The organism is Pseudomonas sp. 3MAES_34.3B, from assembly GCF_058145875.1.
The window spans coordinates 3,658,288-3,684,519 of record NZ_CM176960.1 but is presented as its reverse complement, the minus strand read 5'-3'; the positions used below and the strand labels follow the sequence as shown (position 1 = coordinate 3,684,519).

Genomic DNA, 26,232 nt, shown 5'->3' with positions numbered 1-26,232 from the left:
AGGAGGGTTCTCGCTTCATGTGTTGGGGTGTCGGGAAGGCATTCGCCGGCACGCTTGAGGAAACTGCTATGACGACCCGTCAGCCGCTCTACAAGTCCCTGTATTTCCAGGTGATCCTCGCGATCATCATCGGCGTTCTGCTTGGCCACTTTTATCCCCAGACCGGCACTATGCTCAAGCCGCTGGGTGATGGCTTTATCAAACTGATCAAGATGGTCATCGCGCCCATCATCTTCTGTACGGTGGTGAGCGGTATCGCCGGCATGCAGAACATGAAGGCAGTGGGCAAGACCGGCGGCTACGCACTGCTGTACTTCGAGGTGGTATCCACCATTTCCCTCATCATCGGCCTGATCGTGGTCAACGTGGTGCAGCCCGGCGCTGGCATGCACATCGACCCCGCTACCCTGGACGCTTCCAAGGTCGCTACCTATGTGACCCAGGGTGAAGGCCAAAGCGTTGTGGGCTTCCTGCTCAACGTGATCCCCAACACCATCGTCGGTGCGTTCGCCAACGGCGATATCCTTCAGGTACTGATGTTCTCGGTGATCTTCGGCTTCGCCCTGCACCGCCTGGGGTCGTACGGCAAGCTGCTGGTGGACCTGATCGATCGCTTCGCCCATGTGATGTTTAACATCATCAACATGATCATGAAGCTCGCTCCGCTGGGTGCGCTGGGCGCCATGGCGTTCACCATCGGCAACTACGGCGTGGGTTCGCTGGTGCAGCTTGGCCAGCTGATGCTGTGCTTCTACATCACCTGCGTATTGTTCGTGGTGATGGTGCTGGGCGCCATCGCCCGTGCCCACGGCTTCAGCGTGCTAAAGCTGGTGCGCTACATCCGTGAAGAACTGCTGATCGTGCTGGGCACCTCCTCGTCGGAGTCCGCCCTGCCGCGCATGCTGGTGAAAATGGAGCGCCTGGGCGCGAAGAAGTCGGTCGTTGGCCTGGTGATCCCCACCGGTTACTCGTTCAACCTGGACGGTACCTCGATCTACCTCACCATGGCGGCTGTGTTCATCGCTCAGGCGACCGACACCCACATGGACATCACCCACCAGATCACCCTGCTGGCGGTATTGCTGCTGTCCTCCAAAGGCGCCGCGGGCGTAACCGGTAGCGGCTTCATTGTGCTGGCGGCCACGCTGTCCGCGGTAGGTCACCTGCCGGTGGCCGGCCTGGCGCTGATCCTGGGCATCGACCGCTTCATGTCCGAAGCCCGCGCCCTCACCAACCTGGTGGGCAACGCCGTGGCAACCGTGGTGGTTGCCAAGTGGGTGGGCGAGCTGGACGAAACCGCGCTGCAACGCGAGCTGGCCTCCGGCGGCACCCCGCTGGAACTCACCCAGCCCAAGGACGACCTGCAAGTGGCCGAAGGCTCGCGCTTGTAAGGTTGGCTGATGCAGTGAACGAAGCCCGGGCAATGTGCCCGGGCTTTTCATTGCGCCCTTATTCGTGAGCTCCGCCTTCGGCTTCGCTTGCTCCCACAGGGGTAGGGGTAGTCGGTGGATGCCCGTCCGTGCCGCTTCACTCCACCCGCATTTCGCCACTGAACACCAGCGTTTGCCGGCAACGGCGGCACAGGTAACGCCGCCCTTGGCGCACCAGGCCATGGCGCTGGGCAGTGAACGGGAACACGCCGTCGGTGCAGGGGCAGCGGTAGATGTAGCGCTTCACCTGCCGGCGTTTCACTTCGTAGTTGTGGCAGCGCAGCGGCGGCAGTTCGTACACGCCGCGCATGATCAGCTGCCACTCTTGGCCATGGGGCTGGATGCGGTCGCCAAACATTTGATGCGCCACCAGGTGGGCCACCTCGTGGGGGACGGTCTGGCGAAGAAAATCTTCGGCGTTCTTCTGGTACAGCTCGTTGTTGAAGCGCAGTTTGTTTTCGTACAGGTGCGCCACGCCGGCCTTCTGGCCTCGCAGCTTGAGGCTTACCACAGGCCGCTTGAACGGGCGCTTGAAGAAGGCCTCGGCCTGTTCGTAGCAGGCTTCGACACGGTTAAGGAGGGGGTCGGACATAAGTATTGGCTCCACGAAGCGCAATTATGCCCTGCGTGCGGTTGCGTTGCCGAGCCGCTCGTCACCGGTTCCTGCCACATGCCTCGCCAGCGCCCCCTCCCGGCCTACGCTCCGCCGGCGTTTGCAGGTAGAATGCGCGCCTTCGTATTCCGCTGTCGGCACGTATCAGGATTTCCTCATCATGGGCACCCTCTCGGTCAACCAGAACAAACTGCAGAAACGTCTTCGCCGCCTGGCGGGGGAAGCCGTGGCTGACTTCAACATGATCGAGGACGGCGACAAGGTGATGGTTTGCCTGTCCGGGGGCAAGGACAGCTACACCATGCTGGACGTGCTGCTGCACCTGCAGAAGGTCGCGCCCATCCGCTTCGAGCTGGTGGCCGTGAACATGGACCAGAAGCAGCCTGGGTTCCCGGAGCATGTGCTGCCGGCCTACCTGAAGGAACTGGGGGTGGACTATCACATCCTCGAGAAGGACACCTACTCGGTGGTCAAGGCGCTCATCCCGGAAGGGAAGACCACCTGCTCGCTGTGTTCGCGCCTGCGCCGCGGCACGCTCTACACCTTCGCGGATGAAATCGGCGCCACCAAGATGGCGCTCGGGCATCACCGGGACGACATCGTCGAAACGTTCTTCCTGAACATGTTCTTCAACGGCACCATCAAGGCGATGCCGCCCAAGCTGCTGGCCGATGATGGCCGCAACGTGGTGATCCGCCCGCTGGCCTACTGCGCCGAGAAGGACATCCAGGCTTACTCGGACATGAAGCAGTTCCCGATCATCCCGTGCAACCTGTGTGGCTCCCAGGAAAACCTGCAACGCCAGGTGGTCAAGGACATGCTGGTGGAGTGGGAGCGCAAGCACCCGGGGCGCACCGAGAACATTTTCCGTGGCCTGCAGAACGTGGTCCCGTCGCAGTTGGCCGACCGTGACCTGTTCAACTTCACCGACCTGCGGATCGACGAAAGCGCAACGCCCCGCTTTGTTGATGTAATGAACCTCTGACTACAGCCATTGGCCGTGCCAGCCGCCGTCGAGCGCTGGCACAATGGCCGCCTGTGTTCCGCTCGCTCCCCAACTCCGCCGAAACCTGCTATCCCTCACGCTTGTTAAAAGCATCGGACGAACGGTAATCCCGTAACAACCCCTCTATCTTCGTGGCCTCAGCGGCGCTTTTGCGCATCCTTTTCGGTGGTAGAGAGATCATACCATCATCCAAGTATACAAACAGTTCAGGTGATGCTAGAACTCTTCCATGCCCGTGCCGCTGTGAGCCCGGGTGAGGCGTGGATCGCTGCCTTATCGCGACCCTAATAAGAAAACACTCGTCACATCGGTGGGCGCCCTGGCGAACACCCTGTCGATGAGCCGGAGAGAACACACATGTCCCAGGTCTCCGCAGCCCCCCAGGTCGAGCAATCGGCTATCCGCAAGATCTCGCTTCGCCTGGTGCCTTTCGTGGCACTGATGTTCTTCATCAACTTCCTCGACCGTACGGCGATTTCCTTCGCGGGCCCCAATGGCATGACCCAAGACTTGGGGCTGACCATCGCCCAGTTCGGCATGGCCTCGGGCATCTTCTTCATTGGTTACATTCTTCTGGAAGTGCCGAGCAACCTGGCTTTGCATCGCTTCGGCGCGCGCAAGTGGTTGGCACGGATCATGGTGTCGTGGGGCATCGTTTCGCTGCTGTTCACCTGGGTGTCCAGCGTGGAAGGGCTGTATGCCTTGCGTGTGCTGCTGGGGGTTGCCGAGGCAGGGTTCTTCCCCGGGGCCATTCTGTTCCTCAGCCTCTGGGTACCCGGGCGCTATCGCAGCAAAATCCTTTCGCTGTTCTACCTGGCACAACCGCTTACCGTGGTCATCGGCGCCCCGCTGGCGGCGTGGCTGATCAGCCATGACGGCCTGTTCGGCCTGGCAGGCTGGCGCGTGATGTTTCTCGGGGTGTCGATACCCGCGATCGTGGTCGGCTTGATCGCCTGGTTCTACCTGGTAGACCGCCCGGCCAGCGCCAAGTGGCTCAACGAAGAAGAACGCATCTGGCTGGTAAGCGAGCTGGAACGCGAGCAGCAACAGGCCCAGGCCAGTACCCACCACCTCAGCGTCGGCAAGGCCATGCTCAACGGGCGGGTATGGGTGCTGTGCTTCATCTACTTCGGGTTCATCTATGGCCTGTATGCATTGGCGTTCTTCCTGCCCACCATCATTGGCGGCTTCCAGGCGCAGTTCGGCACCACGTTTACCGTATTCCAGAAGGGGCTCATCACCGCCATCCCGTACCTGCCGGCAGCGGTAGCGCTGTACCTTTGGTCGCGTGACGCTACCAAGCGCGGCTGCCGCACCTGGCACATCGCGTTGCCGGCGGTGACCGGCGCGGTCAGCATTCCGCTGGCGCTGGCCATGGGGTCACCGACCGCGACGGTAGCAGTCGTCACCATCACCGCATGCTCCATCTTTGCGGCGCTGCCCAACTTCTGGACCCTGCCCACCCGCTTCCTCACCGGTGCCTCCGCGGCAGCCGCGGTGGCGCTGATCAATACCGTGGGCAACGTGGCCGGTTTTTCGGCGGGGTTCGTCACCGGCATGCTCAAGGAAAGCACCGGCAGCTACGCCGTGCCGATGTTCGTGGTTGGCGGGCTGATGCTGATGTCGGCGGTGCTGATGGTATTGCTCGGCCAGCAGCGGCCCACCGCGTCGAAAGACACGCTGGCGCCCGTGCGTCACGCGCACTGAGGAGATAACAATAATGACCCGTCTGTTTAATCAGCCCTCCGATTTCGCCGGTGAACTGGTAGAAGGCTTTGTCGCGGTACACAGCGACAAGGTCCGCCGGGTGCCTGGTGGGGTGGTGCGCAATACCCGCACCCCGGACAACAGCGTTGCCGTAGTGATTGGCGGTGGCTCAGGCCACTACCCCGCGTTCGCCGGCCTGGTAGGGCAGGGGCTGGCCCATGCCGCGGTGATGGGCAACCTGTTCGCCTCGCCCTCGGCGCAGCAGATCTACGGCGTGGCCCGCCTGGCGAACAAAGGCGCGGGCGTGCTGCTCGGCTACGGCAACTACGCTGGTGACGTGCTGCATTTTGGCCTGGCCCGGGACCGCCTGCTGGCCGAAGGCATTGCCTGCGAAGTGATCGCGGTCACCGATGACATTTCAAGTGCGTCGAGCCAGGAGCTGCACAAGCGCCGGGGCATCGCCGGTGACCTGGTGGTGTTCAAGGCCGCCAGCGCCGCCGCGGAGGAAGGCTATGACTTTGCCGAGGTGGTGCGGGTGGCGCGGCATGCCAACCAACGCACCCGGTCATTGGGCGTGGCGTTTACCGGCTGCACGCTACCAGGCGCCGACCATCCGCTGTTCACCGTGCCGCACGGCAAGATGGCCCTGGGCATGGGCATCCATGGCGAGCCCGGTATCGACGAGGGGCCCGTGCCCAGCGCCGACGAGTTGGCCGAGCTGCTGGTGGCATCCTTGCTCAAGGACCTGCCAGAAGGGATCGACCAGCCCGCCGGGCACCGTGTGGCGGTCATTCTCAACGGGCTGGGCAGCGTCAAGTACGAAGAACTCTTTGTGGTGTATCGGCGTGTGGCCCAATTGCTGAGCAATGTGGGGCTGACCGTGGTAGAGCCCGAAGTGGGTGAACTGGTGACCAGCTTCGACATGGCCGGCGTATCGCTGACCCTCTGCTGGCTGGACCCGGAACTGGAGCGGTTCTGGTGCGCCGCTGCCGCCACGCCGGCCTACCGCAAGGGCAACGTGGTGGTCGCCGAACGGCTGGGCGCGCTGGACCTGGCCCCTTTGCAAAGTGCTGCGATCCCCCCCGCCAGTGCCAAATCCCGGCGCTCGGCGCATTGCGTGCTCCAGGCCCTGGAAATAGCCGAGCGTACCGTGCTCGAGCACGTAGAAGAATTGGGCCGTATCGACGCGGTGGCCGGTGATGGCGACCATGGCATCGGCATGCAACGCGGCGTGGTGGCCGCTGTGGCCCGGGCGCGTGAAGTGCTCGCCCAGGGCGCGGGTGCCGGTACCTTGCTGCGCTGCGCCGCCGATGCCTGGGCCGACAAGGCCGGTGGCACCTCGGGGGCCATCTGGGGTGTGGCGCTTACCGCGCTCGGGAGCAGCCTGGGCGACACGCTCGACCCCGACGCCACTCGAGTGGCCGAGGGCATTCAACACGCCAGCGACGGTATTCGCCACTTCGGCAAGGCGCAGGTGGGCGACAAGACACTCGTGGATGTGCTGGTGCCGTTTGCCCAGGCCCTGAACGAGGCGGCGGGGCAGGGGCTTGAGCTGGCCGAGGCCTGGCGTGGCGCCGCCGCGGCAGCCCGTGACGCCTGCGCGGCCACCGCGCAACTGCGCCCGAAAATCGGCCGCGCTCGCCCCCTGGCGGAGAAAAGCCTGGGCACCCCGGACGCCGGCGCCGTATCGCTGAGCCTGATCATCACCGCCATCGAGCCGCTGCTGGCGGCTGGAGTGAGCGCCGCACGCCGCCCAGAGGAGAGCCTTCATGAGTGACACACTGCGAATAGTCATCGGCTGCGACGACGCCGGTTTCGAATACAAGGAAGCGCTCAAGCGCGACCTGCTCGCCAACCCGCTGGTCAGCCATGTGGAGGATGTGGGCGTGGACAGCCAAAGCCACACCGCGTACCCCTTGGTGGCCATCGCGGCAGCGGAAAAGGTGGCCGCCGGCGACGCCGATCGCGCGCTGTTGATCTGCGGCACAGGCCTGGGGGTGGCGATCGCCGCCAATAAAGTACCCGGCATTCGTGCGGTCACGGCCCACGACAGTTTCTCGGTGGAGCGCGCCGTGCTCAGTAACAACGCCCAGGTGCTGACCTTCGGCCAACGGGTGATTGGCCTGGAGCTGGCCCGCCGACTGCTGAAGGAGTGGCTCACCTACCGCTTCGACGAAACCTCAGCCTCCGCCCTCAAGGTCAAGACGCTGTCGGACTACGAGCAGGTCGGCACCCGATGAGCCGCCCAGCCGTTACGCTGGGGGTAAGCCTGAAGATGTACTTCGGCTACCAGCAGACGCTGGACTGGTCCCGGGCCATCGCCGCGCTGCTGCGTGAACATCCGCAGGTGCGCAGCGGCGCCATTGAGGTGTTCGTGATTCCCAGCTTTCCGATGCTGGCTGCCACGCTGGAGATTTTTCAGGGCCTGGCGGCGGTCGGGGCGCAAAACCTCGCCTGGGAAGACCAGGGCGCCTGGACCGGTGAAGTCAGCCCGCGCGTGCTCGCGGAAATAGGCTGCCAGGTGGCGGAAATCGGCCACGCTGAACGCCGCCGGTACTTCGCCGAGACCGATCGCCAGATCGCCGACAAGACTGCAGCGGCCTGGCGCAACGGGCTCACCCCCGTGCTGTGCCTGGGCGAAACCCGACAAGGCAGCGTGGCCGAGGCGGTAGCGGTCTGTACCGGCCAGCTGGATACAGCCCTTGCGCCTGCATTGGCGGCCGGGTTGAGCGGCGAATTGATCCTGGCATACGAGCCGCAATGGGCCATCGGCGCGGCGGAGCCGGCCAGCCCGGACTATATCGCCGGGGTGTGCAAGCAGTTGCGGCGCGAAGGGGCGCGCGTGATCTACGGCGGCAGTGCCAAGCCCGGCTTGCTGAGCCAGCTGGGCGGGCAGGTGGATGGGTTGTTCCTGGGCCGCTTCGCCCACGATCCCCATGCTTTCGCCGCCATTCTGCAAGAAGCCGCACAGTGCGCCGCACACCCGAGGGAGACGCAATTATGGCAATCGGCCTGAGTACCTATTCGTTCTTCTGGCGCGCATCGGATCGGGTGCCCCAGCCGATGGGCCTGCCAGCGATGCTCCAGCACACCGCCGACCTGGGCGCTACGGTGTTTCAGATCTGTGACTATGCCGGGCTCGAAGCCTTGTCGCCGGAGCAGCTGCGCGAACTGCGCCAGCAGGCTGATGGCCTCGGGCTTACCCTGGAGCTTGGTACCCGTGGCCTGCGCACCGAGCACCTGTTCAAGTACCTGGGATACGCAGACATCCTCGGCGCCAAGGTGCTGCGCAGCATGTTCAACAGCGCCGCGCACCGGCCCAGCCCTGACGAAGCGTTCGCCCTGCTGGAAACCATCGCCCCACGGCTCGCCGAGCAGGGCGTACGGCTGGCGCTTGAAACCTATGAACAAGTGCCTTCCAGCACGATGTTGGCTGTGGTCGAGCGCCTCGACAGCCCCTGGGTAGGCATTTGCCTCGACCCTGGCAACTGCGTAGCCGCGCTCGAACTACCTCAGGCCGTCATTGATCGCTGCGCAGCGCGCACCCTCAACGTGCATGTGAAGGATTTTGCATTCTCGCGCCGGGACGGTTGGGTTGGCTTTACCTACGCCGGGTGCCCGTTGGGCGAGGGGCTGCTGGATTACGACTATCTGCGCGCGGCGGTGCAGCCCGAGGCGCGGGGCATCAACCAGATCATCGAACACTGGCTGCCGTGGCAGCTCGATGCCGCCAGCACCTGCGCGCTGGAAGACCAGTGGACCCGTCACAACCTCGATTACCTCAACGCCAAGGCTGCCACACCGCCCGGCGCCCCTCACTTCCCTCTTTGACAAGAACAATCCGAGGAACCACCCATGACCTACGAACTGAAAAAAATCGCCATCGTTGGTGCCGGCGGCAAGATGGGCATGCGCATTTCGGCCAACCTGCAGAACAGCCCATACAGCGTCACCTATTGCGAGAACTCCCCTCGCGCCCAGGAACAGATCCTTGCGGCTGGCCGTAGCCTGTCGGAGACCGCCGAGGTGGTACCCAACGCCGATGTGGTGATCCTGGCGGTGCCGGATGTGGCGCTGGAAACCGTGTCGGCGCAAGTAGTGCCGCAGTTGAAGAAGGGCGCCATCCTGCTGACCCTCGACCCTGCCGCGTCCTATGCCGGGTTGCTGGCCCAACGTGAAGGTATTCACCAGGCCGTGGCGCACCCGTGTCACCCTTCGGTGTTCCTGGAACGCACCACTCCGGAAGAACACGCCGACGCCTTCGGCGGCACCGCCGCTGTGCAGGACGTGTGTGCAGCCTTCGAATCGGGCAACGACAAACAGCGCTCGGAACTGGCCAATATCATTGCCGTGATGTATGGCCCGGTAGGGCAGGTGCATTGGGTCACCGTCAAGCAGCTGGCCTACCTGGAGCCTACACTGGTCGAAACCGTGGCCTGCATGGTCGGCACCTTCATGAAGGAAGCCCTGGACGAAACCATCAACCGTATCGGCGTACCGGAGGCCGCGGCCAAGGCCATGCTGTACGGGCATATCCAGATCGCCCTGGCGGTAGCGTTCCGCAGCACCAACCCCTTCTCCGATGCCTGCATGATCGCCATCGACTACGGCCGGGAGAAAATCATCAAGCCCGACTGGAAAACCATCTTCGACGAGCAGGAGCTCGACCTGATCATTGCCCGCATGTTGAAGATCGAGGCGGTGCGGCGGGTCGACGCGGCCTGAGTTCGATGTAAATGGAGCGCCCGGGGAAAGCCCGGGCGTTTGCCGTGTGCAGAATAAAAAGGAGGCAACATGGCGCATCAGCCACCCCTTCGCGGCGCCTTGATCGGCTGCGGCTTCTTCGCCCTCAATCAGTTGCGCGCCTGGCAGGACCTGCCCGGCGTCGAAATCGTCGCGTTGTGCGATACCCAGCCCGAACGCCTGGATGCTTTTTCAGCTCACTGCCCGAGCGCCGCGCGTTATACCGATGCCCAGCAGATGCTCGACGCGTTGGCCCTGGACTTCGTGGACATTGCCACGCCCACCTCCGCGCACAAGCCGCTGGTGCTGATGGCGGCACGCGCCGGCGTGCGGGTGATCTGCCAGAAGCCCTTCGCCACCAGCCTGGACGATGCCCGGCTGATGGTCGATACCTGCGCCGAACAGGGCGTGAGCCTTACCATCCACGAGAACTTCCGCTGGCAAGCAGCAGTGCGCGCCACCATCGAACACCTGCGCGCCGGGGTGGTAGGCACCCCGTTCTTCGGCCGGGTGAGTTTTCGCAGCGGCTTCGATGTGTACCGGCTACAGCCCTACCTGGCCCAGGCGCCGCGTTTCATCATCGAAGACCTGGGCGTGCATGTGCTGGACATCGCCCGGGCCCTGTTCGGTGACGTACAACGGCTGAGCGCCCACACGCAACGGGTGAACCCTGCTATCAAAGGCGAAGACGTGGCGACCATTCTCCTGCGCCACGACACCGGCGCCAGCTGTGTTGTGGACATGAGCTACGCGACCCGGCTGGCGCGTGATCCCTTTCCTGAAAGCCTGATCGAAGTGGACGGCAGCGAGGGTTCGCTACGCTTGCTGGCCGGCTATAGGCTGGAGGTTCACCGCGGCCCGGGGCAGGTTGAAACGATTGATGTCAGTGGACAGGCCCCGGGCTGGGCGGAAGCGCCCTGGGCTGCGATCCAGGGCAGCGTGCTACGCCTGCAGCAGGAATGGCTGGCCCACCAGCGGGCAGGTACGCCGTGCGAAACCCATGGGGCGGACAACTACAACACCCAGGCGCTGGTGGAAGCGGCCTACCAGGCGGCCGAGCAAGGTACGGTGGTGGTGCCGTCCAGGTATTGATCATGTAGCGAAGTTGCGAGGTGCGCCCGCTATTGTGGGAGACGGGGGGCCGGCCATCCGGCGCAGCTCGCAAATAAGCGCTACTACCTCATCCCAAACCCACCTTCGCGCACGTCCTTGCTGTTTTCCTTGGTCACCAGTACACAATCCACCGATTGCTTCTCGGGCTTGTCCGTCTTGCCGGTGCGAAGGAACTGGTCCGCCTGCTCCATGGCCATCGCTGCCATCTGGGTGGCTTGCTGCAGGCCCGTGGCCGCGATGGGGCCGGTGGTTGCGATCTGCCGCACCACGTCAGGGTTGCCGTCGATCCCAACTACGATCACCTTGTCGTTACCGGCATTTTTAAGCGCCGCGGCGGCGCCCAGGGCCATGGTGTCGTTGCCGGCGATCACCCCGACGATGTTCGGGTTGCCCTGGATAATCGTCTGCATGACGGTGTAGCCCTGGGTCTGGTCCCAGTTGGCCGATTGCTGCGCCGCCAGTTTCAGGTCGGGGATCTGGTCCAGCACCCGGTGGAAGCCGTCGGAGCGCACATGGGCGTTGATGTCCGAGGTGCGGCCCTGCAGTTCCACGTATTCACCCTTGTAGCCCACCTTCTCGGCGAAGAACTCCGCCACCGAGGTGGCGCATTGCGAGTTGTTCGACACGATCTGCGCGGTGGCGATACCGTTGGCGTTCACTTCTCGGTCGATCAGGAAGGCCGGAATGCCGGCTTCCTGCGCGCGCTTGACGGCCGCGATCGAAGCATCGGAGCCGGCGTTGTCGAGGATGATCGCGCTGGCACGGTCGCCGATGGCCGTCTGCACCAGGCGAAGCTGCACGTCCGGGTCGTCGTTGTGAACCAGGGCGCTGGTGCGGTAGCCGAGCTTTTTCGCCGCGGCCTCTGCGGTGTCCGATTCGGCCTTGTAGAACGCGTTGCTGTGAGACGGGGTGATGATCACGATCAGATGATCGGCCGGCTTGAATTCGGCGGCGTGAGCGGCGGCCGACACTACGCAGGCAAGGGACAGGGAAAGCGCAAAGACGTTTTTCATTGTTGTTGTCATCTCTTCGTGGGTGATCGGGTCAGGCCTGCTGGCCGGACAGTGCTTCCTGCGCCTTGGCCTGGCGCTCGGCGCTGGATTTTTCAACGCGGCGCTGCAACTGGTCCACGACCACGGCCAGGATAATCACCGCGCCGGTGATCACGGTCTGCCAGAAGTCGGAGATACCCACCAGCACCATGCCGTTGCTCAGCACGCCCAGCACGAACGCGCCAATGAGGGTGCCGCCAATGGTGCCCACGCCGCCAAACAGCGAAGCACCACCGAGCACCACCACGGCAATGGCGTTAAGTTCGTACGAGCTGGCAATGGCCGGGTTCGCCGCGCCCAACCGCGACGCGATGATCAAGCCGGCCAGGGCCGCACAGAAGCCGGAGATGGCGTAGGTGCCGATCTTCACACGGCCCACGCGCACCCCGGACAGCTCAGCGGCGCGCTCGTTGCCGCCGATGGCGAACACCTGCCGGCCGAACACCGTCTTGCGGCTGATGTACACCGCCACCAGGGTCAGCAGGATCATCAGCCAGATCGACACGGGCACCGACAGCACGCGCGCCGTACCCAGCCACAAAAAGCCCGTGTTGTTGAGTTCAGGGTTGCCCGCCAGGTTGCCATAGGTGGCGCCGTTGGACACCAGCGACGCGGCGCCACGCGCCATGTACAACATGCCCAGGGTCATGATGAAGGGCGTGACCTTCAGCCGTGTGATGAACCAGCCATTCACCGCGCCCACCAACGTACCCAGGGCCAGGGTGGCGGCACAGATCAGCGGAATGCTGCCGAATGCCGCCACCCCCAGCCAGGGCAGGCGCAGCCCCTCGGCGATCAGGCTTCCGGCAACCATGGCAACCAGCCCGGCGATGGCGCCTACCGACAGGTCGATACCCGCGGCCAGGATCACGAAGGTCATGCCGATGCCGAGGATGGCGAACACGGCCACCTGTTCGGCAACGATCACCAGGTTGCGCGCGGAAAGGAACGAGGGCGCGATCGAGGAAAACAACACCACCAGTACCGCCAGCGCGAGGTATGCGCGCAGCTTGAGCAAAAGCAGCGGGAGCGAGCGCACGCCCAGGCCGGTGGGGTTACCTGGAGCGGCAGAAAGGATCTGGGCCATGTTACGCGGGCTCCTGCTGAGGGTGAGTGGGGTCGCTGTACGCGCCCACCTGGGACCAAGCCACCAGGCTGGCTTCGCACAGCTGAGCGCGAGGAAGGTTGGCGGTGATCCGGCCTTGGCACATCACCAGCACGCGGTCCGCGCCGCCCAGGATCTCGGTGAGGTCACTGGAGGCGTACAGGATGGTCAGCCCCGCCTTGGCCAGGCCGTCGAGCACCTCGAACAGCTCCCGGCGCGCCTTGATGTCGATGCCGCGAGTGGGCTCATCCAGCAGCAGAATGTGGGGTTCGGTGAGCAAATTTTTGCCCACGACCACCTTCTGTTGATTGCCGCCCGACAACGAGGAAATGGCGATGTCGGCGTTGCTGGCCTTGATGTGCAGCTGTTCGATCATGCGGGCCACATCTACCTGCATGGGCGCGGGTGCCAGCCCATGGCCGCGGGCATACCGCTTGAGGTTGGCCAGCAAGAGGTTGTCGCGCACCGAAGCGCCGGTCACCAGCCCCAGCTTCTGCCGGTCTTCGGGCACCAGCGCGATCCCGGCCTGGATGCGTTCGGCGATCGCCTGGCGCAGTGGCAGCTCCACGCCATTGAGCATGATGTGCCCGCCGATGGCCTTGCGCAGGCCGATCAGGGTTTCGAAGAGCTCCGTTCGCCCCGCACCCATCAACCCGTAGAAAGCCACCACTTCGCCCCGGCACACGCTGAAGGACAGCCTGTCCAATAACAGGCCGCCGCGCCCATTGGCCACCGTCAAATCCCGTACTTCCAGCACGCACGGCCCTGCAGGGCTGGCGGCTCCCTCTCGCAGCTGGGTCGCCATGTTGCTGCCGATCATGCGTTCCACCAGCCACTCGATGGTGACCGAGCCTTTGACCCCCGTACCGACCAAATGCCCGTCGCGCAGCACGGTGAAGGTGTCGCCAATTTCGATCAGCTCTTCGAGCCGGTGCGAGATATAGATGATGGAAACGCCTTGGGCCTTGAGGTCGCTGATCAGTGAAAACAACACCTTCACTTCGGCTTCGCTGAGCGAAGACGTGGGCTCGTCGAGGATCAGTACCTGAACATCGCTGACCAGCACCTTGGCGATCTCGATGATCTGCCGGGTGCCGATGCTCAGGTCCTGTACCAGGGCGTCCACGTCGATTGCCTGGCCCATGCGCGCCAGGGTCGCCCGCGCGCGACGGCGCTGCTCGGCGTGGCGCACCATGCCCCAGACGTTACGCAGTTCCTTGCCGACGAACAGGTTCTCGGCAACGCTGAGGTTGGGGCACAGGTTGAGTTCCTGATGCACAATGCCAATGCCCAGCGCCATGGCCTGGCGCGGGTCGCTCAACTGCAGCGCCTCCTCGCCGCGAAACAGCTGGCCGCTGGTGGGCTGCTCGATCCCGGCGAGGATTTTCATCAGCGTGGATTTGCCGGCCCCGTTCTCGCCGATCAGTACGTTCACCTGGCCGTACATCACGTTGAAATCCACGCCCTTGAGGGCCGTGGTGCCCTGGTACACCTTGGTGATCTGCCGCGCATGCATGGCCGGGGTTGGAGGCGCCGCGTTGCTGCGGTGCACGACGGTGCTCATGGCGCCTCCTTGATCGTCACGCTGACGGGCACGATGCGCAGGGAGGAGGGCGACTGGAGGTTTAACACCCCGGTGAAGTCCACGGTCTTGCCAACAAGGCTGGCGGCGGGCACCTGGCCGTAGGCGTTTTCCAGCGCTACCTTGTTCAAGGCGGCCGCCACGTCGGCGTATTGGGTCTGGTTGGTGAAGTTGTTCAGCGACATGTCCGGCACGATGTCGCGCAGCACCGTGCTGATCACCAACGGGCCTGTGAGCAACTGGACCTTGGTATGGGCCAGGGCGGGCTCATCCGGGAACTCCAAAGTAAGCAGCCCCATGGGGGACTTGACGTCGGCCTGGGCAACGCGGGCCTGGCCGCTCACGGCGACGTTTTTTGCCCGGGTGTTGTGTGGCAGGCCATAGCGGTCCGCTGCGGCATTGCTGTCGTCCGCTAGCGCGCCGAGCAACGTGGCCAGTGGCACGGTGTTCTCCCGGAGGATGGGCGCGACGTCGGTTGCCCACTGCTGGCGGGCATAGGCCGTGGCGTCGAAGCTGTCCACGGCGAACTTCTGGTTCTGGCCCTTGCCGTTTGCGCCTTGGGCGTCGTTGAGCACCACGCGGCCGGTGGCTGGGTCCAGCGGGCGCAAGGTGACCAGCGGCCCGCCGGCCAGGTTCACGGCAACGAAGGCGGCAACAGCGAAGCCACCGAACAGCAAGGGCAGGCGGCGGGGTGGAGTAACCTTGTGGGGATGGGCAGCGGCTGGCGCAGACGTCATGTGTGCAGAGCTCCTCGCCCATCGTGGGGCGATTTCTTGTACTTGTCAGGAGGTTCTGAAATCACTATATACCATCATCATACCAGTGGTGTTACTCTATTTTTGCTCGCCGAGCTTCGCGCATTGCCCACCAATAACTACAAGGGAGTGTGACGCCATGATGCCTGCCTGGTCGCTGGACAAGCGCCTTTATGGCACCGATCAACCTGCGCAAGCGCGCACCCATGTGACGTTAGGCCCTATCGGGTTCTGGGCCGAAGGGCCGCAGTTGCGCCACCTCACCTTCGAAGGCATCGAGGTGCTGCGGGCGGTAGGCCTGGTGATTCGCGACGCATGGTGGGGTAGCCATGTACTTGAAGCCCAAGCCTGGGACGTGCAGGCCAGCGATACGCAGTGGCGAGGGGAACTCAGCGGTACTGTGCCGGGCCCCGATGGCGGCGCGGCACTGGGTTGGCAACTGGTGGTGCAGGTAGGTCAACAGGGGTTGGCGGCCACCGCCCGCCTTATAGCCCACGCAGATTTCACCACCTGCCGCGCCGGTTTGATGTTGCTGCATCCGCTGGCCGGTGTTGTCGGCGCCCCGGTCGCCGTCACCCATGGCAATGGAGACGTGGAGGAGGGGCATTTCCCTGACCTCATCAGCCCGGCGCAGCCCTTCCGTGATATCCGAGAGTTACGCCACGCGCCGGCACCGGGCCTGCACGCCCATTGGCGCTTGAGCGGGGATACGTTCGAGATGGAAGACCAGCGCAACTGGGGCGATGCATCCTTCAAGACCTACAACCGGCCCCTGGCCTGGCCGTGCCCGTATGTGATCGACGCTGGCAGTTATGTGGAGCAACAGGCAGTGCTCACCCTCAGCCGCGAGGTGGCGGCATGAACCACGCCATGATCCGCGTTTCCGGGTTTGCGCCCCAGCCGCTGCCTGCGCTCGGCCATGGGCTTTGGGTCGATCACCTGGACGACGGCGCACAGGCCAGCTGGCTGGCGTCGCAGTTGGCCCCCCAGCATTTGGATCTGTTAGTGGACCTGCGCTTGCCAGGCAGCCACCAGCGCTTGCAGCAAGGCTTGGCGATTTGTGCGCTGTGTGGCGCTCAGGCCTGGCTGCTGGTGATCATCGACGACAACGAAGGCGAGGCCCAACTGCACGCCTTGGCCGCCAGCCTGTCCCATGCCGCAGTAAAACCTTCGGGCGTGCTGGTCACACCTGCCGCTTACCTGGAAAGTTATCAGCCCAGTGGGCCATGGCCCTTTGGGCTTACGCCGAACAAGGCGGTGGAACTGGCGCGTGCTGCGTTGCCGGGTGTGCCCATCGGTGCGGGCGTACCTACCTATTTCACCGAACTCAACCGCTGCCGGCCCACTCCGGGCAGTTTCGACTACCTGACCCATGCCACGTCGCCCATCGTGCATGCGGCCGATGATGTGTCGGTGATGGAGACCTTGCAGGCACTGCCCGATATCGTTCGTTCAGCCCAAGCCCTGGCCGCAGGCCAACCCTACCGCATCACCACCAGTGCCATCGGCGCATGGCGTAACCCGTATGGTGGCCAGCTCACGCCAAACCCCGACTGCCAGCGCCTGACCCTGAGCGACCGCGATCCTCGGCAGCATGGGCTATTGGCGGCAGCATGGACGCTGGGGCACTACGCTGCAACGCATCGCGGCGGGGTTCAGGCCACGGCGTTATGGGCCCTCAATCCGCCCTTCGCCATCGCCGATGAAGGCCGCTACTGGCCCGTGTTCCACGTACTCAGGGCACTGGCCGCAGGGCATGGCCAGCGCGCTCTGGCGCTCGACTGCTCCGGGCCCGGCGCAGCGGCGGTAGGGTGGCTGCAACACGAAAGCAACCTGGCCCGGGTATGCGTAGCGAACCTCACGGCGCAGCCGGTGACGCTGGGGTTTGCCGGCCTGGTGCCGCATGCCGCCGCCGTGCTTGGGCCCCTGGCGTTTCACCTAGCGCTGGAAGAGCCGGGGTTCATGGACCACCACGAAGCCGCACCGAGGGTGCTTGAACCCTTTGCCTGCGCGGTGATCGACTGTTCGCTGGACGTCGAGCCCGCCTCGAAATGGTGCTAACTTACCGCCTTTTTGGTGAATGCCGGAGCTGTCTGCCTAATGTCCGAGATCAAGAAACGCCTGATTCAGCGCAAGAAGCTGTCCGACATTGTCTTCGAGCAGCTGATCAGCCTGATCGAAGAGGAAAACCTGCAACCAGGCGACCAGATGCCCGCCGAGCGCGAGTTGATGGAAACCTTTGGCGTAGGCCGCCCGGTAGTGCGTGAAGCGATGCAGCGGCTGGCCGGCATGGGCATGATTACCATCCAGCACGGCGAACGGGCGCGGGTAGGGCGGGTGGACATGCATTCGATGATCGGCCAGATCGACCTGGCTGCTCGCCACCTGCTATCGAGCTCGGCTGAAAACGTCGACCATCTGCGGCAGGCACGGGCACTGTTCGAAACCGGCTTGGTAAAGGTGGCCGCCGAGCGTGCCTCGGACGCCGACATCGCTGTGCTGGAGGATGTCGTCGCGCGCATGCACACCTTCCGCGACAGCGACGACTTCATTCTGATCGACATGGAATTCCACGGAGAGCTCGCGCGCATCTCCGGTAACCCGATCTACATGGCCATTTCCCGGGCCATCCTCGAATGGATGGCCGACTACCGTCGGGAAATGCTGCGCTTCAAGGAGCGTGAGCAGACCTTGCGAGAGCACGAGGCCATCCTGGCCTGCATCAAGGCCCGTGACCCGGCCGGTGCCGAGCGCGCGATGTCGGATCATCTGGTCAAGCGTGTCGAGGCGCGATAGGGGCCGTAGCAATCAGTGGATGGCCCTCGTTGCAGGGCCAGGCCGGGCCTAGATCTGAACGACGATTTTGCCGATCTGAGCGTTGGACTCCATATATTCGTGCGCCTCGACGATCTGATCGAAGCTAAAAGTTCTGGCGATCAACGGCCGCAACGCCCCGCTTTCAAGCCCCCGGGAAATAAAGGCCTTCGCACCATTCAAGCGCTCGGGGTCCTGCGTGATCTCGAACAGTTGGTATCCCCTGATCGTCAAATCCTTCCCTAGCACTTCCATCACTGGAATGCTCAGGTCCGCGGTATCCAAGGCGCCATACTGGAAGAAAATGCCAAGGTAGCTGAGCGCGCGAAGCATATTGGCTACCTCGGGCCCGCCGACTGGGTCGAATGCCATCCGCGCACCTTTACCTTCGGTAATACGGTTGACCTCGGCTACCAGGTCCTCTTCCTCGGTTGCGATCACATGAGCGGCGCCTGCATCCAGCAACGCCTGCCGCTTTTCGCTGCTACGGGTCAGCGCCACGGGTAGCGCCCCTACAAGGTTCGCGATCTGGATAGCCGCAAGGCCAACGCTGCTCGACGCCGCGCGAATCAAAACCGTTTCGCCCTTCTGCAATTTGCCGATATCAATCAGGGCGCCATACGCAGTGACGAACTGCATCCATGTGCCTGCCGCTTCCACCGCCGTGAGCCCCTGCGGTTGGCGGACGATTGCATGTACCGGCGCAACCGCCAGCTCGCCATACAGGCCATAGTCGGCGAACGAGAACGCTGGGATCACGTTCACTTCATCGCCAACGGCATATTCGATGACGCCCTCGCCAACGCTTTCGACAGTTCCCGCAGCTTCGTACCCCAGGGTAGCGGGCAGCTGGGGAAGGAAGGTGTATTCCCCTCGGCGATACATAGCCTCAGCGCGGTTCAGCCCCAATGCCTTCACCTTGATGCGGACCTCGCCCGCACGTGGGGCACGTACCTCTACTTCATCGATCTGGAGCACTTCGGGTCCACCGGTACGATGGAATCGGACAACCTTAGACATGTGTAATCCTCGCAAAATGGTTGTATCCCAGGTCCAGGCGCTTGACCCGGCTTGAAGGCAGCATGCTAGAGTTTTGTCCGCTGGCGTGCATACGGCATAAATCCGCATGTAGTGCCAAAAAGCGTACTACCACGGCGGAGATTCCGGTGACCAAACTTCGAAACTATGACGGTGCCCCCGGCTGCTCGGTAGAGGCGGCGTTGCATATCATGGGCGGCAAGTGGAAAGGGGTAATCCTCTATCATCTGCTGGATGGCACCCACCGTTTCAACGAGCTGCAGCGCCGCCTTACCGGGGTTCCGCCCAGGCTACTGATCAAGCAGCTTCGCGACCTTGAAGAGGACGGCCTCGTAGTACGTACCGTCTACGCCGTAGTACCCCCCAAGGTTGAATATGCACTGAGCGATGAGGGCCGAAGCCTGGAGCCGTTCCTGCTGGGGCTGTGTGCCTGGGGGGATGCCTGGCTGGCCCGGCGGGGCATGAAGACTGCCGCGCAACTGAAGCTCGATGCAGAACCGGAATCCGCCGTGCACACGGACGAAAGCGCCACCCATGCATCTGAATGAGCGCTGGCGCTACGCCACGCTGAAGATTTAAAACATTGAGACAACCATGAACGACCTGACCGAAGAAGAAATGCGCCGCGCCTTGTTTGGCGCCGCGCAGGCGCCTGCGCCCTCGCATGTACACATCCCCGACCCCATGGAGGCTATCCCGGACGTAGTCATCGTGCCGGCTGCTGCCGTGGCGAGAAAACGGAAGGTTGATAAAGCGTTTACCCCCAGGCTCAGGGTTACGCTCAGGGTGGGGAATGCCTTTGAAGGCGAGACGCAGGAGCTCGTCCATGAGGCCGATACGTTGAGCACTCTGCTGGCGGAGCAGGACGCGGTGAAGGCTGCGCGCAAGAAATTTCGCTATGTGGAGGTGGTTTCGGTTAAGCCGATGTAGGTCTGCATCCCGAGCGGCGAGGAAGGTCATACTGCGATTGGTCGGCAGTAGTACACATGGTTTTAGTCGCGGCGGATGGTTGCTCAAGGCCCTCCACGATCAAGGCACCAGAATGACTTTGCCTGCGCTGCCCTGATGTACTTCCGTGTAGCGCGATACACCCTCTTCAAGCGGCGACTCAAGCAGCCCTGTCGGTAGCGGCAGGGAGCCTTCGTCGAACAGTTTGCCGAACTGCTCCAGCATCCGCGCGCAGGCTTCAACGCCGTACAACAGCGAGTTGATGCCCACCACCGAACCCCCTTTGCGGTAGAGCGCCAGTGCTGGCAGCTGAACGTGGCCGTCCACGGGTGCAGCGATGATGGCGATGCGGCCAAATTGTGCCAGTGCAGGCACGGCGGCAGGGAGCCAGAAGCCGGTGGTGTCGAAGATCACGTCTGCGCCGCCAGAAAACACGGCGTTCACCTGGGCGCCGAGGTCTTCCGGCTTGCCGAGGTGGATGGCGTTGAAGCCCTGCGTTTGCAGTGCTTGCAGGTGATCCGGTCGACGTACCGCTGCCAGCACCTGAGCGCCGCGCACTTTCGCCAACGCAATGGCTGCGCTCCCCACAGCGCCATTGGCGCCGATCACCAGCAAACGGGTGCCGGCCTGCACCTGGTTGCGCTCAAGCGCGTCCCACGCTGTGGTGTATGGCACACCCAGGCTTGCCGCCTGAGCAAAAGTAAGCGAGGGCGGCTTGAGCGCCACGCCGGTGGTGGGGAGCGCAATGTAGCTCGCATGCGAGCCGTCGCGAAGAAAGCCGATCTCCTTCCCGGTACCCCAGACTGCCTGACCGATCAGCGCCTGCGGGCCTTCGACGACGACGCCTGCGAAATCGCGACCCGGTACGCGGGGCATTGTGGTGTACGGGAAGCGACCGAGCACGTTTTTCACGTCGCTTGGGTTAAGGCCCGCAGCTTTGATCTGCACAAGGATTTCGTCGGCCGCCGGGACAGGCCTGGGCAGATCGACGACTTGCAGCGCAGCCAGGTCGCCAGTGCTTGAGAATTGCAGTGCTTTCATGGTGGTCGTCCAGAAGATGGAAAAGAGCCAATCGTTTCAGGAAGTCAGGCCGGCAAAGAATTGCTTGCCCACGGGCCACAGCCATTCACCTGCCTGCATGCCGAGTAACCCGACCAGTGCTACAAGGGGCGGCGCAGGAGAGCGGAAATCCAGAAGGCCGTACAACAAGCCGACGGCGATACCGATTGCGAGGGAAATGACGTAGCTCATGACAAACTCCGGGGCATGGGACGCGCGGCCCGAGTGCGGCGCGGCTGCGATAAGCAATGACCGGAGTGTAAGGAGGGCCGGCCAACGCTACCGGCCAAATGCTTCTGAATTTCGGACAGAGTTCGCGCAGGCGTCAGTTGGCGGGATTGCTGACTGGGTATTGAGAGGGGGGTATGCCCAGCTCGCGACGGAACATGTCGCTGAAACTGCTGGCCGAATACCCCAATGACCGGGCTATGGTGTTCACCGGTACGCCCTGAATGATTTCCGCAACCGACGTCGCCAACTGCACCTGCCGCCGCCACTCGGCGAAGCCCATACCCAGCGCCGCCTGGAACAGCCGCGACAGTGTTCGCACGCTGGCGCCAGCCTTTTCGGCGTGCTGCTCGAACGACACGTCAATGGAAGGCTCGATCATCACCGCCTGACAGACATTCATCAGCCTGCGGTCGCTGTCATCTGGCATGGGCACTTTCAGCAGCGAGCGCCGAGCGCGCATGAGTTCGAGCAGCGCCAGGTTGGCAAGTGCATCGTAGTAATTCGAGGCGTTGTCCTGTTCCGCGACCAGGCTCACGATCAGCTCGCGCAGCAGGCGCCCGACCTCCAGAACCTGAACCGTGCTGTCGAGGGTGACGGCGAGGGTGGGGCGCAGGTAGATATTGCGCATCTCCAGGTCCGATACCACGCGGATGCCATGCGGCACGCCGGGTGGTAACCACACCGCACGTTGCGGCGGGACAACCAGCGCTTCGTTTGGTGTCTCCACCCACATCACGCCCGACATCGCATACAGCACCTGGCCCCACTCATGTTTGTGGGGCTCGATGTACAACCCGCGCGGGTAAGTCCGTGACAGCGGCTGCACGGGGATGGCGGTGTCGGTGAGGTCGGGTGGGGCTGCAAGTGCCATGGTAAAACCGGTCGCCGTGGGATGTGGAGATCGTAGCGGGAGAGGTCCGGGGATCGCCAGTTCGATTGAGCGTTCGGGTTTGTTTCGGGATGACAGGTCGGTGCCAGGCCCGAATTGATCACTCGATCGGGGTTTCACGGCATTGATCTGGGCGACCTGCAGCATGGCCAACTTGCCCAGTTTCCAGGTGGACCGTTGCCAGGCCTGAACCTGGTCAAGCACGGCTGACTTGTGCGAAGTAAGGGGCGATGAACAATTCAAAGTCGACGAACAAGCAAGGCTGCCGACCCATCAGCGAATGCCCAGCAACCGATCCAGCGACGCGTTGCCACCGCCCCGGGCGATCAGCAACAACAGCAGGCCTGCCCAGGACAAGTGGGTTGCCCAAGCATCGGGGTACACGAAGACTTCGATCACAGTGGTCATCCCAAGGAGCGCCAGGGCCGACAGGCGCGTGCCCAGCCCCAGCAGCAACAGCAGCGGGAACAGATGTTCGGCATAGGTGGCCAGGTGGGCTGCCAGGTAGGGCGAGATCAACGGCAAGGCATACTCGCTCTGGAACAAGTCATAGGTGCTCGGGGTAATAGTCAGAAGCCCCTCGACCTTGGTGCGCCCGGAAAGGAAAAACACCGATGCAATGCCCAGCCGCGCCACCAGGCACAGAACGGTGATGTTGAGCAGGCGTTGCACGCTATCGGCGAGCTGGTTCCAACGATGGCGCAGGCCGAAGTCGGTAGTTGATGCTTGGATCACGTCCATGGCCAATGCCTCTAGCTGGGTTGGATGAGGGGAGCGAAGGCCTTGGCAGCCAGCAGTTGGCCGAGCAAGGCGTTGAAATCCAGGGTAGGTTGCACCTCCAGCGCCAGGGCCGAGGCGTGGTCCAGGTTGTGGCCGGCGGCGCAGGCGTCCAAAAACGCACAAGCGCCAACCTCCAGCGCTTGCGAAGTAACGCCCGCCACACCACCCACCAGCAACGCGCCTTCGCCCTGCCAAGCCAATGTTTCAGGCGACACCAGCCCTTCCCGGTTAGAGCGCCAGAGGGTGTAGATCGGCTGCCTGGCGAACCAACGCCAGCGCACATTGGCGCGAGGGCGTAGGCCACAGCGGGCAAGGTCGCTGGCGGTGATGCCGGCAAGCTCGGCGAGCATCAGGCTGGCGCACTCGGGCGCGGCGAAGGCTTCCAGCCACAGGCGATCCAGGCGTGCGATGTCCGCCAGGTAAGGCAGTTCCGCGGCGGGCGCGAACGTTTCAAGAAAATCCGCGAAACCTGCCCCGTAGTAGATCAGCCGGGCATCCACCGGCGGCGTACGCCGTGCATAAACCGCTGCCGCCGCGGTTAGCCAGTCGTAACCGACCAATCGCCCTACGGCGGGAAAGTTCGCGCACAAGGCATCGATGCAGCCCTTGAACACTGTGTTGCGGTACACCTCAAACGCTGGCTGGGCAGTGATGGCCGCCAGCTGCGGTGCCGGCCGCTGGTACAGCGCCTCGGTAAAAGCATCCTGGAACTGACCAAGGGACAGGTTCATGCCGGCACCCTCGAGAGTTCAAGGGTGCGTTGGGCAATCGCCCGCTCGCCCAACAGCCCGTCGAAGGCCGGAATCCGGCCGTCGCGCTCGATGAGGGTAGGGCGCCGACCGATGCGTTGCACCAAACGTTGGAACAGCGCCCACACCGGCTCGGCAACCCACGCATCGTGAGAGTCGATCAACAATTCTTCAGCGGCATCCTGGCTGTGCCCGGCGAGGTGAACCTCAAGGATTGCCCACGCCGGGAAGCGATCGATGTAGGCGGCCGGGTCGAAACTCAGGTTGTGCGCACTGACGTGTACGTTATTTACGTCTAGCAACAGGCCGCAACCGCTGCGGCGGGCGACTTCGGCCAAAAAGTCGATCTCATCCCAGTCATGGCCCTCCAGGTGTAAATAGTGGCTGGGGTTCTCGATAGCGATGCGCTGGCCCAGTACTTCCTGGGCCTGCTGGATGTTCCGGGTGATGCGCGTCAAAGCCTCATGAGTACGAGGGAACGGCAGCAGGTCGGGCAGGTAGTGGCCGCGCCAGGTGGACCACGCCAGATGCTCGGACACCAGCACGGGCTGCACCCGTTCGATCAAGGCACGCAGCTGGCGCAAGTGCGCCAGATCAGGCTCGGCATCGGCTGCCAGCGACAACGACACCCCATGCAGCGACAGTGGGTGGCGCGCAGCTACCCGCTCCAGCCAAGCAAGGCGAGGGCCGCCCACCATGTAATTTTCTGGATGTACTTCGAACCACAGGCCGTTGGCGGTGCAGGCCTCGGCTTCGGCGTAATAGTCCGCCTTCAGGCTCAACCCGGCGCCCAGCGGTGGCAGGGGAGTGTTCATGGTCAGCGGCCCGGGCTCAGGATTTCATCGGTGTAAGAGAGCCCATGCCATGCGGCGTTTTCATTGAGGTGCAGCTGCCGACTGGCACATTCTTCCAGTGCATGGCGTCGTAATCGGTCTTGGCGCTGCCGGCGCACGTGGTGCCCGCGCCAGCCTTGCAGTCGTTTTTGCCGGCCATGGCCACGCCGTAGCATTTTTCCATGGCGGTGCCGCTGCCACCCGTGTCGGCAGCGGCGGCTGCCCCCGCGAGCGAGGCGAGTGCAAGGGCGGCGGTAGCGAGGGCGAAAGTTTTCATGGTGCGTTCTCCTGGAACAGTAAGTGGCAACCGGTGGCTTACCGGCGGCTCGTGAACCAGTTCGTCGCCATGGAGGTTTGGGTTACAGCCATGGATAGATTTTATTTTTGAGGTTTGCGCCTCAGCCTTCTAACGTTCAAACACGGTTTAGTGTTCGTGACCGGTGCGCTTTTCAATAAGAACCACTGGATGTAACCAGGGCGGCCCATGCAACGAACTACCAGCCAGGAGCAGCTGAACGCACGCGAAGCACAGCTGCGGATATTGCTGGTGCGTGGCATGGCAGGCGACGGTGCGGCGTATGCCCAATTTCTCGGCGACCTGAGCAGGCACTTGCGCAGCTTTTTGCACCGGCGGCTGATGCAACGCCCAGGGGAGGTCGAGGACCTGTTGCAGGAGGTACTGCTGGCCGTGCACAACGCCCGCCACACTTACCGTGCCGATCAGCCGTTGACCGCCTGGGTACAAGCCATCGCGTGCTACAAGCTGGCCGACCATTTTCGTGCCTTCGCCCACCGCGAGGCGCTGCAACAACCGCTGGCTGAAGACGACGAGCTCTTCGCCCGCGAAATACACGAGCCGGCTCAAGCCAGCCGCGACCTCGGCCGACTGTTGCAGGCATTGCCCGAGCGCCAGCGGCTACCGATCATCCACGTGAAACTGGAAGGGCTGTCGGTAGCGGAAACCGCCCGTCTCACTGGCCTGTCCAGCTCGGCGGTGAAAGTAGGCATCCACCGCGGGCTCAAGGCCTTGGCGGCCATGATTCGAGGTAAGCGAAGCAATGAACACCGATGAGCTGATTTCCTTGCTTGCTGCGGGCGACACAACGGTGGAAAAGCATGCACTGAGCCGGCGTTTCGCCGTGGCCTTGTGCAGTGGCCTGTTTGGCGCGTTCCTGTTGATGGCCGCTCTCTATGGCGTACGTGCCGACCTTGGCGATGTGATGCGCTCACCTTTGTTTTGGGCCAAGGTCGCGCTGCCCGCCAGCTTGGCGATACTGGCATTATGGCTGTGTAGCCGGCTGGCAAGGCCCGGCGTGCGCGGCGGCGCGATCTGGTGGGCGCTGGCGCTTCCGGTGTTGTTGGTATGGCTTGGTAGCCTTGCGGTATTGGCTTGGGCCCCCATTGGAGCGCGCGCCGAACTGATACTGGGGCATACCTGGCGCACCTGCCCGCTGAACATTGCGTTGCTGACTGTTCCGGCATTTATCAGCGTGTTCTGGGCCCTGCGGGGCCTGGCGCCTACCTGCCCGCGCCAAGCGGGCGCAGGCGGCGGTTTGCTCGCCGGAGCGACCGGCACGCTCGCCTATACCTTGCACTGCCCTGAAATGGCGGTGCCATTCTGGGGGGTGTGGTATGTGCTCGGGATGCTGCTACCGCTAGTGGCGGGTAGCCTTCTCGGGCGAAGGGTGCTGCAGTGGTAGGGGGGCTGCAACGGGATGCCTCAGCCAGGCAAATACGGGCGCGCCCATCATCCCGCAACTTTTAATCTGACCTGAGCGCGAGCGC

General features: G+C 63.5%; 29 protein-coding genes and 1 pseudogene. 17 read left to right on the top strand and 13 right to left on the bottom strand.

Features of this window, described 5'->3' with window-relative positions; all coding sequences use genetic code 11:
* Nucleotides 1-68: 68 nt before the first annotated feature.
* Nucleotides 69-1,391: a dicarboxylate/amino acid:cation symporter gene (locus tag AC3Z8Y_RS16205; protein ID WP_490086702.1), complete on the top strand. Its 1,323-nt coding sequence runs from the start codon at nt 69-71 to the stop codon at nt 1,389-1,391.
* A 136-nt stretch (nt 1,392-1,527) separates the two neighbouring features.
* Here the strand turns inward: AC3Z8Y_RS16205 and AC3Z8Y_RS16200 are convergent, their stop codons facing one another.
* Nucleotides 1,528-2,022 carry a SprT family zinc-dependent metalloprotease gene (locus AC3Z8Y_RS16200; RefSeq protein WP_490086701.1) on the bottom strand — a complete coding sequence of 165 codons (495 nt, stop codon included), beginning with the start codon at nt 2,020-2,022 and terminating at the stop codon, nt 1,528-1,530.
* 181 nt (nt 2,023-2,203) lie between these two features.
* Here AC3Z8Y_RS16200 and ttcA point away from each other — a divergent pair, with 181 nt between their 5' ends.
* The 8 genes from ttcA (at nt 2,204) to AC3Z8Y_RS16160 (ending at nt 10,591) form a co-directional block, all read left to right on the top strand.
* On the top strand, nt 2,204-3,028 hold the full coding sequence (gene ttcA / locus AC3Z8Y_RS16195; protein WP_181112874.1) for a tRNA 2-thiocytidine(32) synthetase TtcA: 825 nt from the start codon (nt 2,204-2,206) through the stop codon (nt 3,026-3,028).
* 378 nt (nt 3,029-3,406) lie between these two features.
* Nucleotides 3,407-4,756, top strand: coding sequence for an MFS transporter (locus AC3Z8Y_RS16190; RefSeq protein WP_490086700.1), 1,350 nt, complete (start codon nt 3,407-3,409; stop codon nt 4,754-4,756).
* A gap of 13 nt (nt 4,757-4,769) precedes the next feature.
* Entirely contained in the window at nt 4,770-6,533 is a 1,764-nt protein-coding gene (locus AC3Z8Y_RS16185) for a dihydroxyacetone kinase family protein (protein ID WP_490086699.1), read from the top strand.
* A complete protein-coding gene (locus tag AC3Z8Y_RS16180; RefSeq protein WP_490086698.1) occupies nt 6,526-6,996 on the top strand; it encodes a ribose-5-phosphate isomerase in 471 nt (156 codons plus the stop codon). Before AC3Z8Y_RS16185 ends, AC3Z8Y_RS16180 begins: the two co-directional genes overlap by 8 nt.
* Nucleotides 6,993-7,772, top strand: coding sequence for a triose-phosphate isomerase family protein (locus AC3Z8Y_RS16175; protein WP_490086697.1), 780 nt, complete (start codon nt 6,993-6,995; stop codon nt 7,770-7,772). Before AC3Z8Y_RS16180 ends, AC3Z8Y_RS16175 begins: the two co-directional genes overlap by 4 nt.
* Nucleotides 7,757-8,587: a sugar phosphate isomerase/epimerase family protein gene (locus AC3Z8Y_RS16170; protein WP_490086696.1), complete on the top strand. Its 831-nt coding sequence runs from the start codon at nt 7,757-7,759 to the stop codon at nt 8,585-8,587. The genes AC3Z8Y_RS16175 and AC3Z8Y_RS16170 overlap by 16 nt, the downstream gene beginning before the upstream one ends.
* A gap of 24 nt (nt 8,588-8,611) precedes the next feature.
* The gene (locus tag AC3Z8Y_RS16165) at nt 8,612-9,481 is read left to right on the top strand and encodes a phosphogluconate dehydrogenase C-terminal domain-containing protein (protein ID WP_490086695.1); all 870 of its coding nucleotides are present in this window, start codon (nt 8,612-8,614) and stop codon (nt 9,479-9,481) included.
* Between the two features lie 69 nt (nt 9,482-9,550).
* The gene (locus AC3Z8Y_RS16160; protein ID WP_490086694.1) at nt 9,551-10,591 is read left to right on the top strand and encodes a Gfo/Idh/MocA family protein; all 1,041 of its coding nucleotides are present in this window, start codon (nt 9,551-9,553) and stop codon (nt 10,589-10,591) included.
* Between the two features lie 83 nt (nt 10,592-10,674).
* Here the strand turns inward: AC3Z8Y_RS16160 and AC3Z8Y_RS16155 are convergent, their stop codons facing one another.
* Genes AC3Z8Y_RS16155 through AC3Z8Y_RS16140 form a run of 4 tightly spaced genes read right to left on the bottom strand, consistent with a single transcriptional unit; the run spans nt 10,675 to nt 15,088 of the window.
* The gene (locus AC3Z8Y_RS16155) at nt 10,675-11,625 is read right to left on the bottom strand and encodes a D-ribose ABC transporter substrate-binding protein (protein WP_490086693.1); all 951 of its coding nucleotides are present in this window, start codon (nt 11,623-11,625) and stop codon (nt 10,675-10,677) included.
* A 31-nt stretch (nt 11,626-11,656) separates the two neighbouring features.
* Complete coding sequence (locus tag AC3Z8Y_RS16150; RefSeq protein ID WP_490086692.1) at nt 11,657-12,751, bottom strand: ABC transporter permease; 1,095 nt, start codon at nt 12,749-12,751, stop codon at nt 11,657-11,659.
* Between the two features lies 1 nt (nt 12,752).
* The gene (locus tag AC3Z8Y_RS16145) at nt 12,753-14,333 is read right to left on the bottom strand and encodes a sugar ABC transporter ATP-binding protein (protein WP_490086691.1); all 1,581 of its coding nucleotides are present in this window, start codon (nt 14,331-14,333) and stop codon (nt 12,753-12,755) included.
* On the bottom strand, nt 14,330-15,088 hold the full coding sequence (locus AC3Z8Y_RS16140) for a DUF2291 family protein (RefSeq protein WP_490086690.1): 759 nt from the start codon (nt 15,086-15,088) through the stop codon (nt 14,330-14,332). The genes AC3Z8Y_RS16145 and AC3Z8Y_RS16140 overlap by 4 nt, the downstream gene beginning before the upstream one ends.
* 157 nt (nt 15,089-15,245) lie before the next feature.
* Here AC3Z8Y_RS16140 and AC3Z8Y_RS16135 point away from each other — a divergent pair, with 157 nt between their 5' ends.
* From AC3Z8Y_RS16135 to nanR, 3 genes are read left to right on the top strand one after another with little or no spacing between them, the layout of a single operon-like run.
* Nucleotides 15,246-15,968 (top strand): D-apionate lactonase family protein, encoded by a 723-nt coding sequence (locus tag AC3Z8Y_RS16135; RefSeq protein WP_490086689.1) that lies wholly within the window; start codon nt 15,246-15,248, stop codon nt 15,966-15,968.
* Nucleotides 15,965-17,167, top strand: a complete 1,203-nt coding sequence (locus AC3Z8Y_RS16130) for a D-apionate lactonase family protein (protein WP_490086688.1) — start codon at nt 15,965-15,967, stop codon at nt 17,165-17,167. Before AC3Z8Y_RS16135 ends, AC3Z8Y_RS16130 begins: the two co-directional genes overlap by 4 nt.
* A gap of 39 nt (nt 17,168-17,206) precedes the next feature.
* A complete protein-coding gene (nanR, locus tag AC3Z8Y_RS16125; protein WP_181112837.1) occupies nt 17,207-17,902 on the top strand; it encodes a transcriptional regulator NanR in 696 nt (231 codons plus the stop codon).
* Nucleotides 17,903-17,950: 48 nt separating this feature from the next.
* Here the strand turns inward: nanR and AC3Z8Y_RS16120 are convergent, their stop codons facing one another.
* Nucleotides 17,951-18,940, bottom strand: coding sequence for a zinc-dependent alcohol dehydrogenase family protein (locus tag AC3Z8Y_RS16120; RefSeq protein WP_490086687.1), 990 nt, complete (start codon nt 18,938-18,940; stop codon nt 17,951-17,953).
* A gap of 146 nt (nt 18,941-19,086) precedes the next feature.
* Between AC3Z8Y_RS16120 and AC3Z8Y_RS16115 the strand changes: the two genes are divergently transcribed.
* Both AC3Z8Y_RS16115 and AC3Z8Y_RS16110 read left to right on the top strand, forming a co-directional pair.
* Nucleotides 19,087-19,506, top strand: coding sequence for a winged helix-turn-helix transcriptional regulator (locus AC3Z8Y_RS16115; protein ID WP_490086686.1), 420 nt, complete (start codon nt 19,087-19,089; stop codon nt 19,504-19,506).
* Between the two features lie 46 nt (nt 19,507-19,552).
* Entirely contained in the window at nt 19,553-19,888 is a 336-nt protein-coding gene (locus AC3Z8Y_RS16110; RefSeq protein ID WP_490086685.1) for a hypothetical protein, read from the top strand.
* A 99-nt stretch (nt 19,889-19,987) separates the two neighbouring features.
* On the opposite strand, the gene AC3Z8Y_RS16105 is transcribed toward AC3Z8Y_RS16110, so the two are convergent.
* The 3 genes from AC3Z8Y_RS16105 to AC3Z8Y_RS16095 form a co-directional block, all read right to left on the bottom strand.
* On the bottom strand, nt 19,988-20,947 hold the full coding sequence (locus AC3Z8Y_RS16105) for a quinone oxidoreductase family protein (RefSeq protein WP_490086684.1): 960 nt from the start codon (nt 20,945-20,947) through the stop codon (nt 19,988-19,990).
* Nucleotides 20,948-20,983: 36 nt separating this feature from the next.
* The gene (locus AC3Z8Y_RS16100; RefSeq protein ID WP_490086683.1) at nt 20,984-21,157 is read right to left on the bottom strand and encodes a DUF1427 family protein; all 174 of its coding nucleotides are present in this window, start codon (nt 21,155-21,157) and stop codon (nt 20,984-20,986) included.
* A 133-nt stretch (nt 21,158-21,290) separates the two neighbouring features.
* On the bottom strand, nt 21,291-22,067 hold the full coding sequence (locus tag AC3Z8Y_RS16095) for an AraC family transcriptional regulator (protein ID WP_490086682.1): 777 nt from the start codon (nt 22,065-22,067) through the stop codon (nt 21,291-21,293).
* A 114-nt stretch (nt 22,068-22,181) separates the two neighbouring features.
* Here AC3Z8Y_RS16095 and AC3Z8Y_RS16090 point away from each other — a divergent pair.
* A pseudogene (locus AC3Z8Y_RS16090) lies at nt 22,182-22,295 on the top strand (NADP oxidoreductase); the annotation flags it as partial.
* 63 nt (nt 22,296-22,358) lie between these two features.
* Here the strand turns inward: AC3Z8Y_RS16090 and AC3Z8Y_RS16085 are convergent.
* Genes AC3Z8Y_RS16085 through AC3Z8Y_RS16070 form a run of 4 tightly spaced genes read right to left on the bottom strand, consistent with a single transcriptional unit; the run spans nt 22,359 to nt 24,724 of the window.
* Nucleotides 22,359-22,826 (bottom strand): DoxX family protein, encoded by a 468-nt coding sequence (locus tag AC3Z8Y_RS16085; protein WP_490086681.1) that lies wholly within the window; start codon nt 22,824-22,826, stop codon nt 22,359-22,361.
* Between the two features lie 11 nt (nt 22,827-22,837).
* Nucleotides 22,838-23,596 (bottom strand): HvfC/BufC N-terminal domain-containing protein, encoded by a 759-nt coding sequence (locus AC3Z8Y_RS16080; RefSeq protein WP_490086680.1) that lies wholly within the window; start codon nt 23,594-23,596, stop codon nt 22,838-22,840.
* Complete coding sequence (bufB, locus tag AC3Z8Y_RS16075) at nt 23,593-24,429, bottom strand: MNIO family bufferin maturase (RefSeq protein WP_490086679.1); 837 nt, start codon at nt 24,427-24,429, stop codon at nt 23,593-23,595. The genes AC3Z8Y_RS16080 and bufB overlap by 4 nt, the downstream gene beginning before the upstream one ends.
* Nucleotides 24,430-24,445: 16 nt before the next feature.
* Nucleotides 24,446-24,724 (bottom strand): BufA1 family periplasmic bufferin-type metallophore, encoded by a 279-nt coding sequence (locus tag AC3Z8Y_RS16070; protein ID WP_490086678.1) that lies wholly within the window; start codon nt 24,722-24,724, stop codon nt 24,446-24,448.
* Between the two features lie 207 nt (nt 24,725-24,931).
* Between AC3Z8Y_RS16070 and AC3Z8Y_RS16065 the strand changes: the two genes are divergently transcribed.
* Nucleotides 24,932-25,519, top strand: a complete 588-nt coding sequence (locus tag AC3Z8Y_RS16065) for a sigma-70 family RNA polymerase sigma factor (RefSeq protein ID WP_490086677.1) — start codon at nt 24,932-24,934, stop codon at nt 25,517-25,519.
* On the top strand, nt 25,506-26,147 hold the full coding sequence (locus AC3Z8Y_RS16060) for a DUF1109 domain-containing protein (protein WP_490086676.1): 642 nt from the start codon (nt 25,506-25,508) through the stop codon (nt 26,145-26,147). The genes AC3Z8Y_RS16065 and AC3Z8Y_RS16060 overlap by 14 nt, the downstream gene beginning before the upstream one ends.
* Nucleotides 26,148-26,232: the final 85 nt, after the last annotated feature.

Bases quoted from the DNA above. Each gene is read 5' to 3' on its own strand.
- AC3Z8Y_RS16160 (WP_490086694.1), top strand. From the start codon at position 9,551: ATGGCGCATCAGCCACCCCTTCGCGGCGCCTTGATCGGCTGCGGCTTC.
- nanR (WP_181112837.1), top strand. From the start codon at position 17,207: ATGTCCGAGATCAAGAAACGCCTGATTCAGCGCAAGAAGCTGTCCGAC.
- AC3Z8Y_RS16190 (WP_490086700.1), top strand. From the start codon at position 3,407: ATGTCCCAGGTCTCCGCAGCCCCCCAGGTCGAGCAATCGGCTATCCGC.
- AC3Z8Y_RS16155 (WP_490086693.1), bottom strand. From the start codon at position 11,625: ATGAAAAACGTCTTTGCGCTTTCCCTGTCCCTTGCCTGCGTAGTGTCG.
- AC3Z8Y_RS16170 (WP_490086696.1), top strand. From the start codon at position 7,757: ATGGCAATCGGCCTGAGTACCTATTCGTTCTTCTGGCGCGCATCGGAT.
- AC3Z8Y_RS16180 (WP_490086698.1), top strand. From the start codon at position 6,526: ATGAGTGACACACTGCGAATAGTCATCGGCTGCGACGACGCCGGTTTC.
- AC3Z8Y_RS16200 (WP_490086701.1), bottom strand. From the start codon at position 2,022: ATGTCCGACCCCCTCCTTAACCGTGTCGAAGCCTGCTACGAACAGGCC.
- AC3Z8Y_RS16085 (WP_490086681.1), bottom strand. From the start codon at position 22,826: ATGGACGTGATCCAAGCATCAACTACCGACTTCGGCCTGCGCCATCGT.
- AC3Z8Y_RS16140 (WP_490086690.1), bottom strand. From the start codon at position 15,088: ATGACGTCTGCGCCAGCCGCTGCCCATCCCCACAAGGTTACTCCACCC.
- AC3Z8Y_RS16060 (WP_490086676.1), top strand. From the start codon at position 25,506: ATGAACACCGATGAGCTGATTTCCTTGCTTGCTGCGGGCGACACAACG.
- AC3Z8Y_RS16110 (WP_490086685.1), top strand. From the start codon at position 19,553: ATGAACGACCTGACCGAAGAAGAAATGCGCCGCGCCTTGTTTGGCGCC.
- ttcA (WP_181112874.1), top strand. From the start codon at position 2,204: ATGGGCACCCTCTCGGTCAACCAGAACAAACTGCAGAAACGTCTTCGC.
- AC3Z8Y_RS16095 (WP_490086682.1), bottom strand. From the start codon at position 22,067: ATGGCACTTGCAGCCCCACCCGACCTCACCGACACCGCCATCCCCGTG.
- AC3Z8Y_RS16150 (WP_490086692.1), bottom strand. From the start codon at position 12,751: ATGGCCCAGATCCTTTCTGCCGCTCCAGGTAACCCCACCGGCCTGGGC.
- AC3Z8Y_RS16130 (WP_490086688.1), top strand. From the start codon at position 15,965: ATGAACCACGCCATGATCCGCGTTTCCGGGTTTGCGCCCCAGCCGCTG.
- AC3Z8Y_RS16185 (WP_490086699.1), top strand. From the start codon at position 4,770: ATGACCCGTCTGTTTAATCAGCCCTCCGATTTCGCCGGTGAACTGGTA.
- AC3Z8Y_RS16205 (WP_490086702.1), top strand. From the start codon at position 69: ATGACGACCCGTCAGCCGCTCTACAAGTCCCTGTATTTCCAGGTGATC.
- AC3Z8Y_RS16135 (WP_490086689.1), top strand. From the start codon at position 15,246: ATGATGCCTGCCTGGTCGCTGGACAAGCGCCTTTATGGCACCGATCAA.
- AC3Z8Y_RS16070 (WP_490086678.1), bottom strand. From the start codon at position 24,724: ATGAAAACTTTCGCCCTCGCTACCGCCGCCCTTGCACTCGCCTCGCTC.
- AC3Z8Y_RS16105 (WP_490086684.1), bottom strand. From the start codon at position 20,947: ATGAAAGCACTGCAATTCTCAAGCACTGGCGACCTGGCTGCGCTGCAA.
- bufB (WP_490086679.1), bottom strand. From the start codon at position 24,429: ATGAACACTCCCCTGCCACCGCTGGGCGCCGGGTTGAGCCTGAAGGCG.
- AC3Z8Y_RS16100 (WP_490086683.1), bottom strand. From the start codon at position 21,157: ATGAGCTACGTCATTTCCCTCGCAATCGGTATCGCCGTCGGCTTGTTG.
- AC3Z8Y_RS16080 (WP_490086680.1), bottom strand. From the start codon at position 23,596: ATGAACCTGTCCCTTGGTCAGTTCCAGGATGCTTTTACCGAGGCGCTG.
- AC3Z8Y_RS16175 (WP_490086697.1), top strand. From the start codon at position 6,993: ATGAGCCGCCCAGCCGTTACGCTGGGGGTAAGCCTGAAGATGTACTTC.
- AC3Z8Y_RS16120 (WP_490086687.1), bottom strand. From the start codon at position 18,940: ATGTCTAAGGTTGTCCGATTCCATCGTACCGGTGGACCCGAAGTGCTC.
- AC3Z8Y_RS16165 (WP_490086695.1), top strand. From the start codon at position 8,612: ATGACCTACGAACTGAAAAAAATCGCCATCGTTGGTGCCGGCGGCAAG.
- AC3Z8Y_RS16065 (WP_490086677.1), top strand. From the start codon at position 24,932: ATGCAACGAACTACCAGCCAGGAGCAGCTGAACGCACGCGAAGCACAG.
- AC3Z8Y_RS16145 (WP_490086691.1), bottom strand. From the start codon at position 14,333: ATGAGCACCGTCGTGCACCGCAGCAACGCGGCGCCTCCAACCCCGGCC.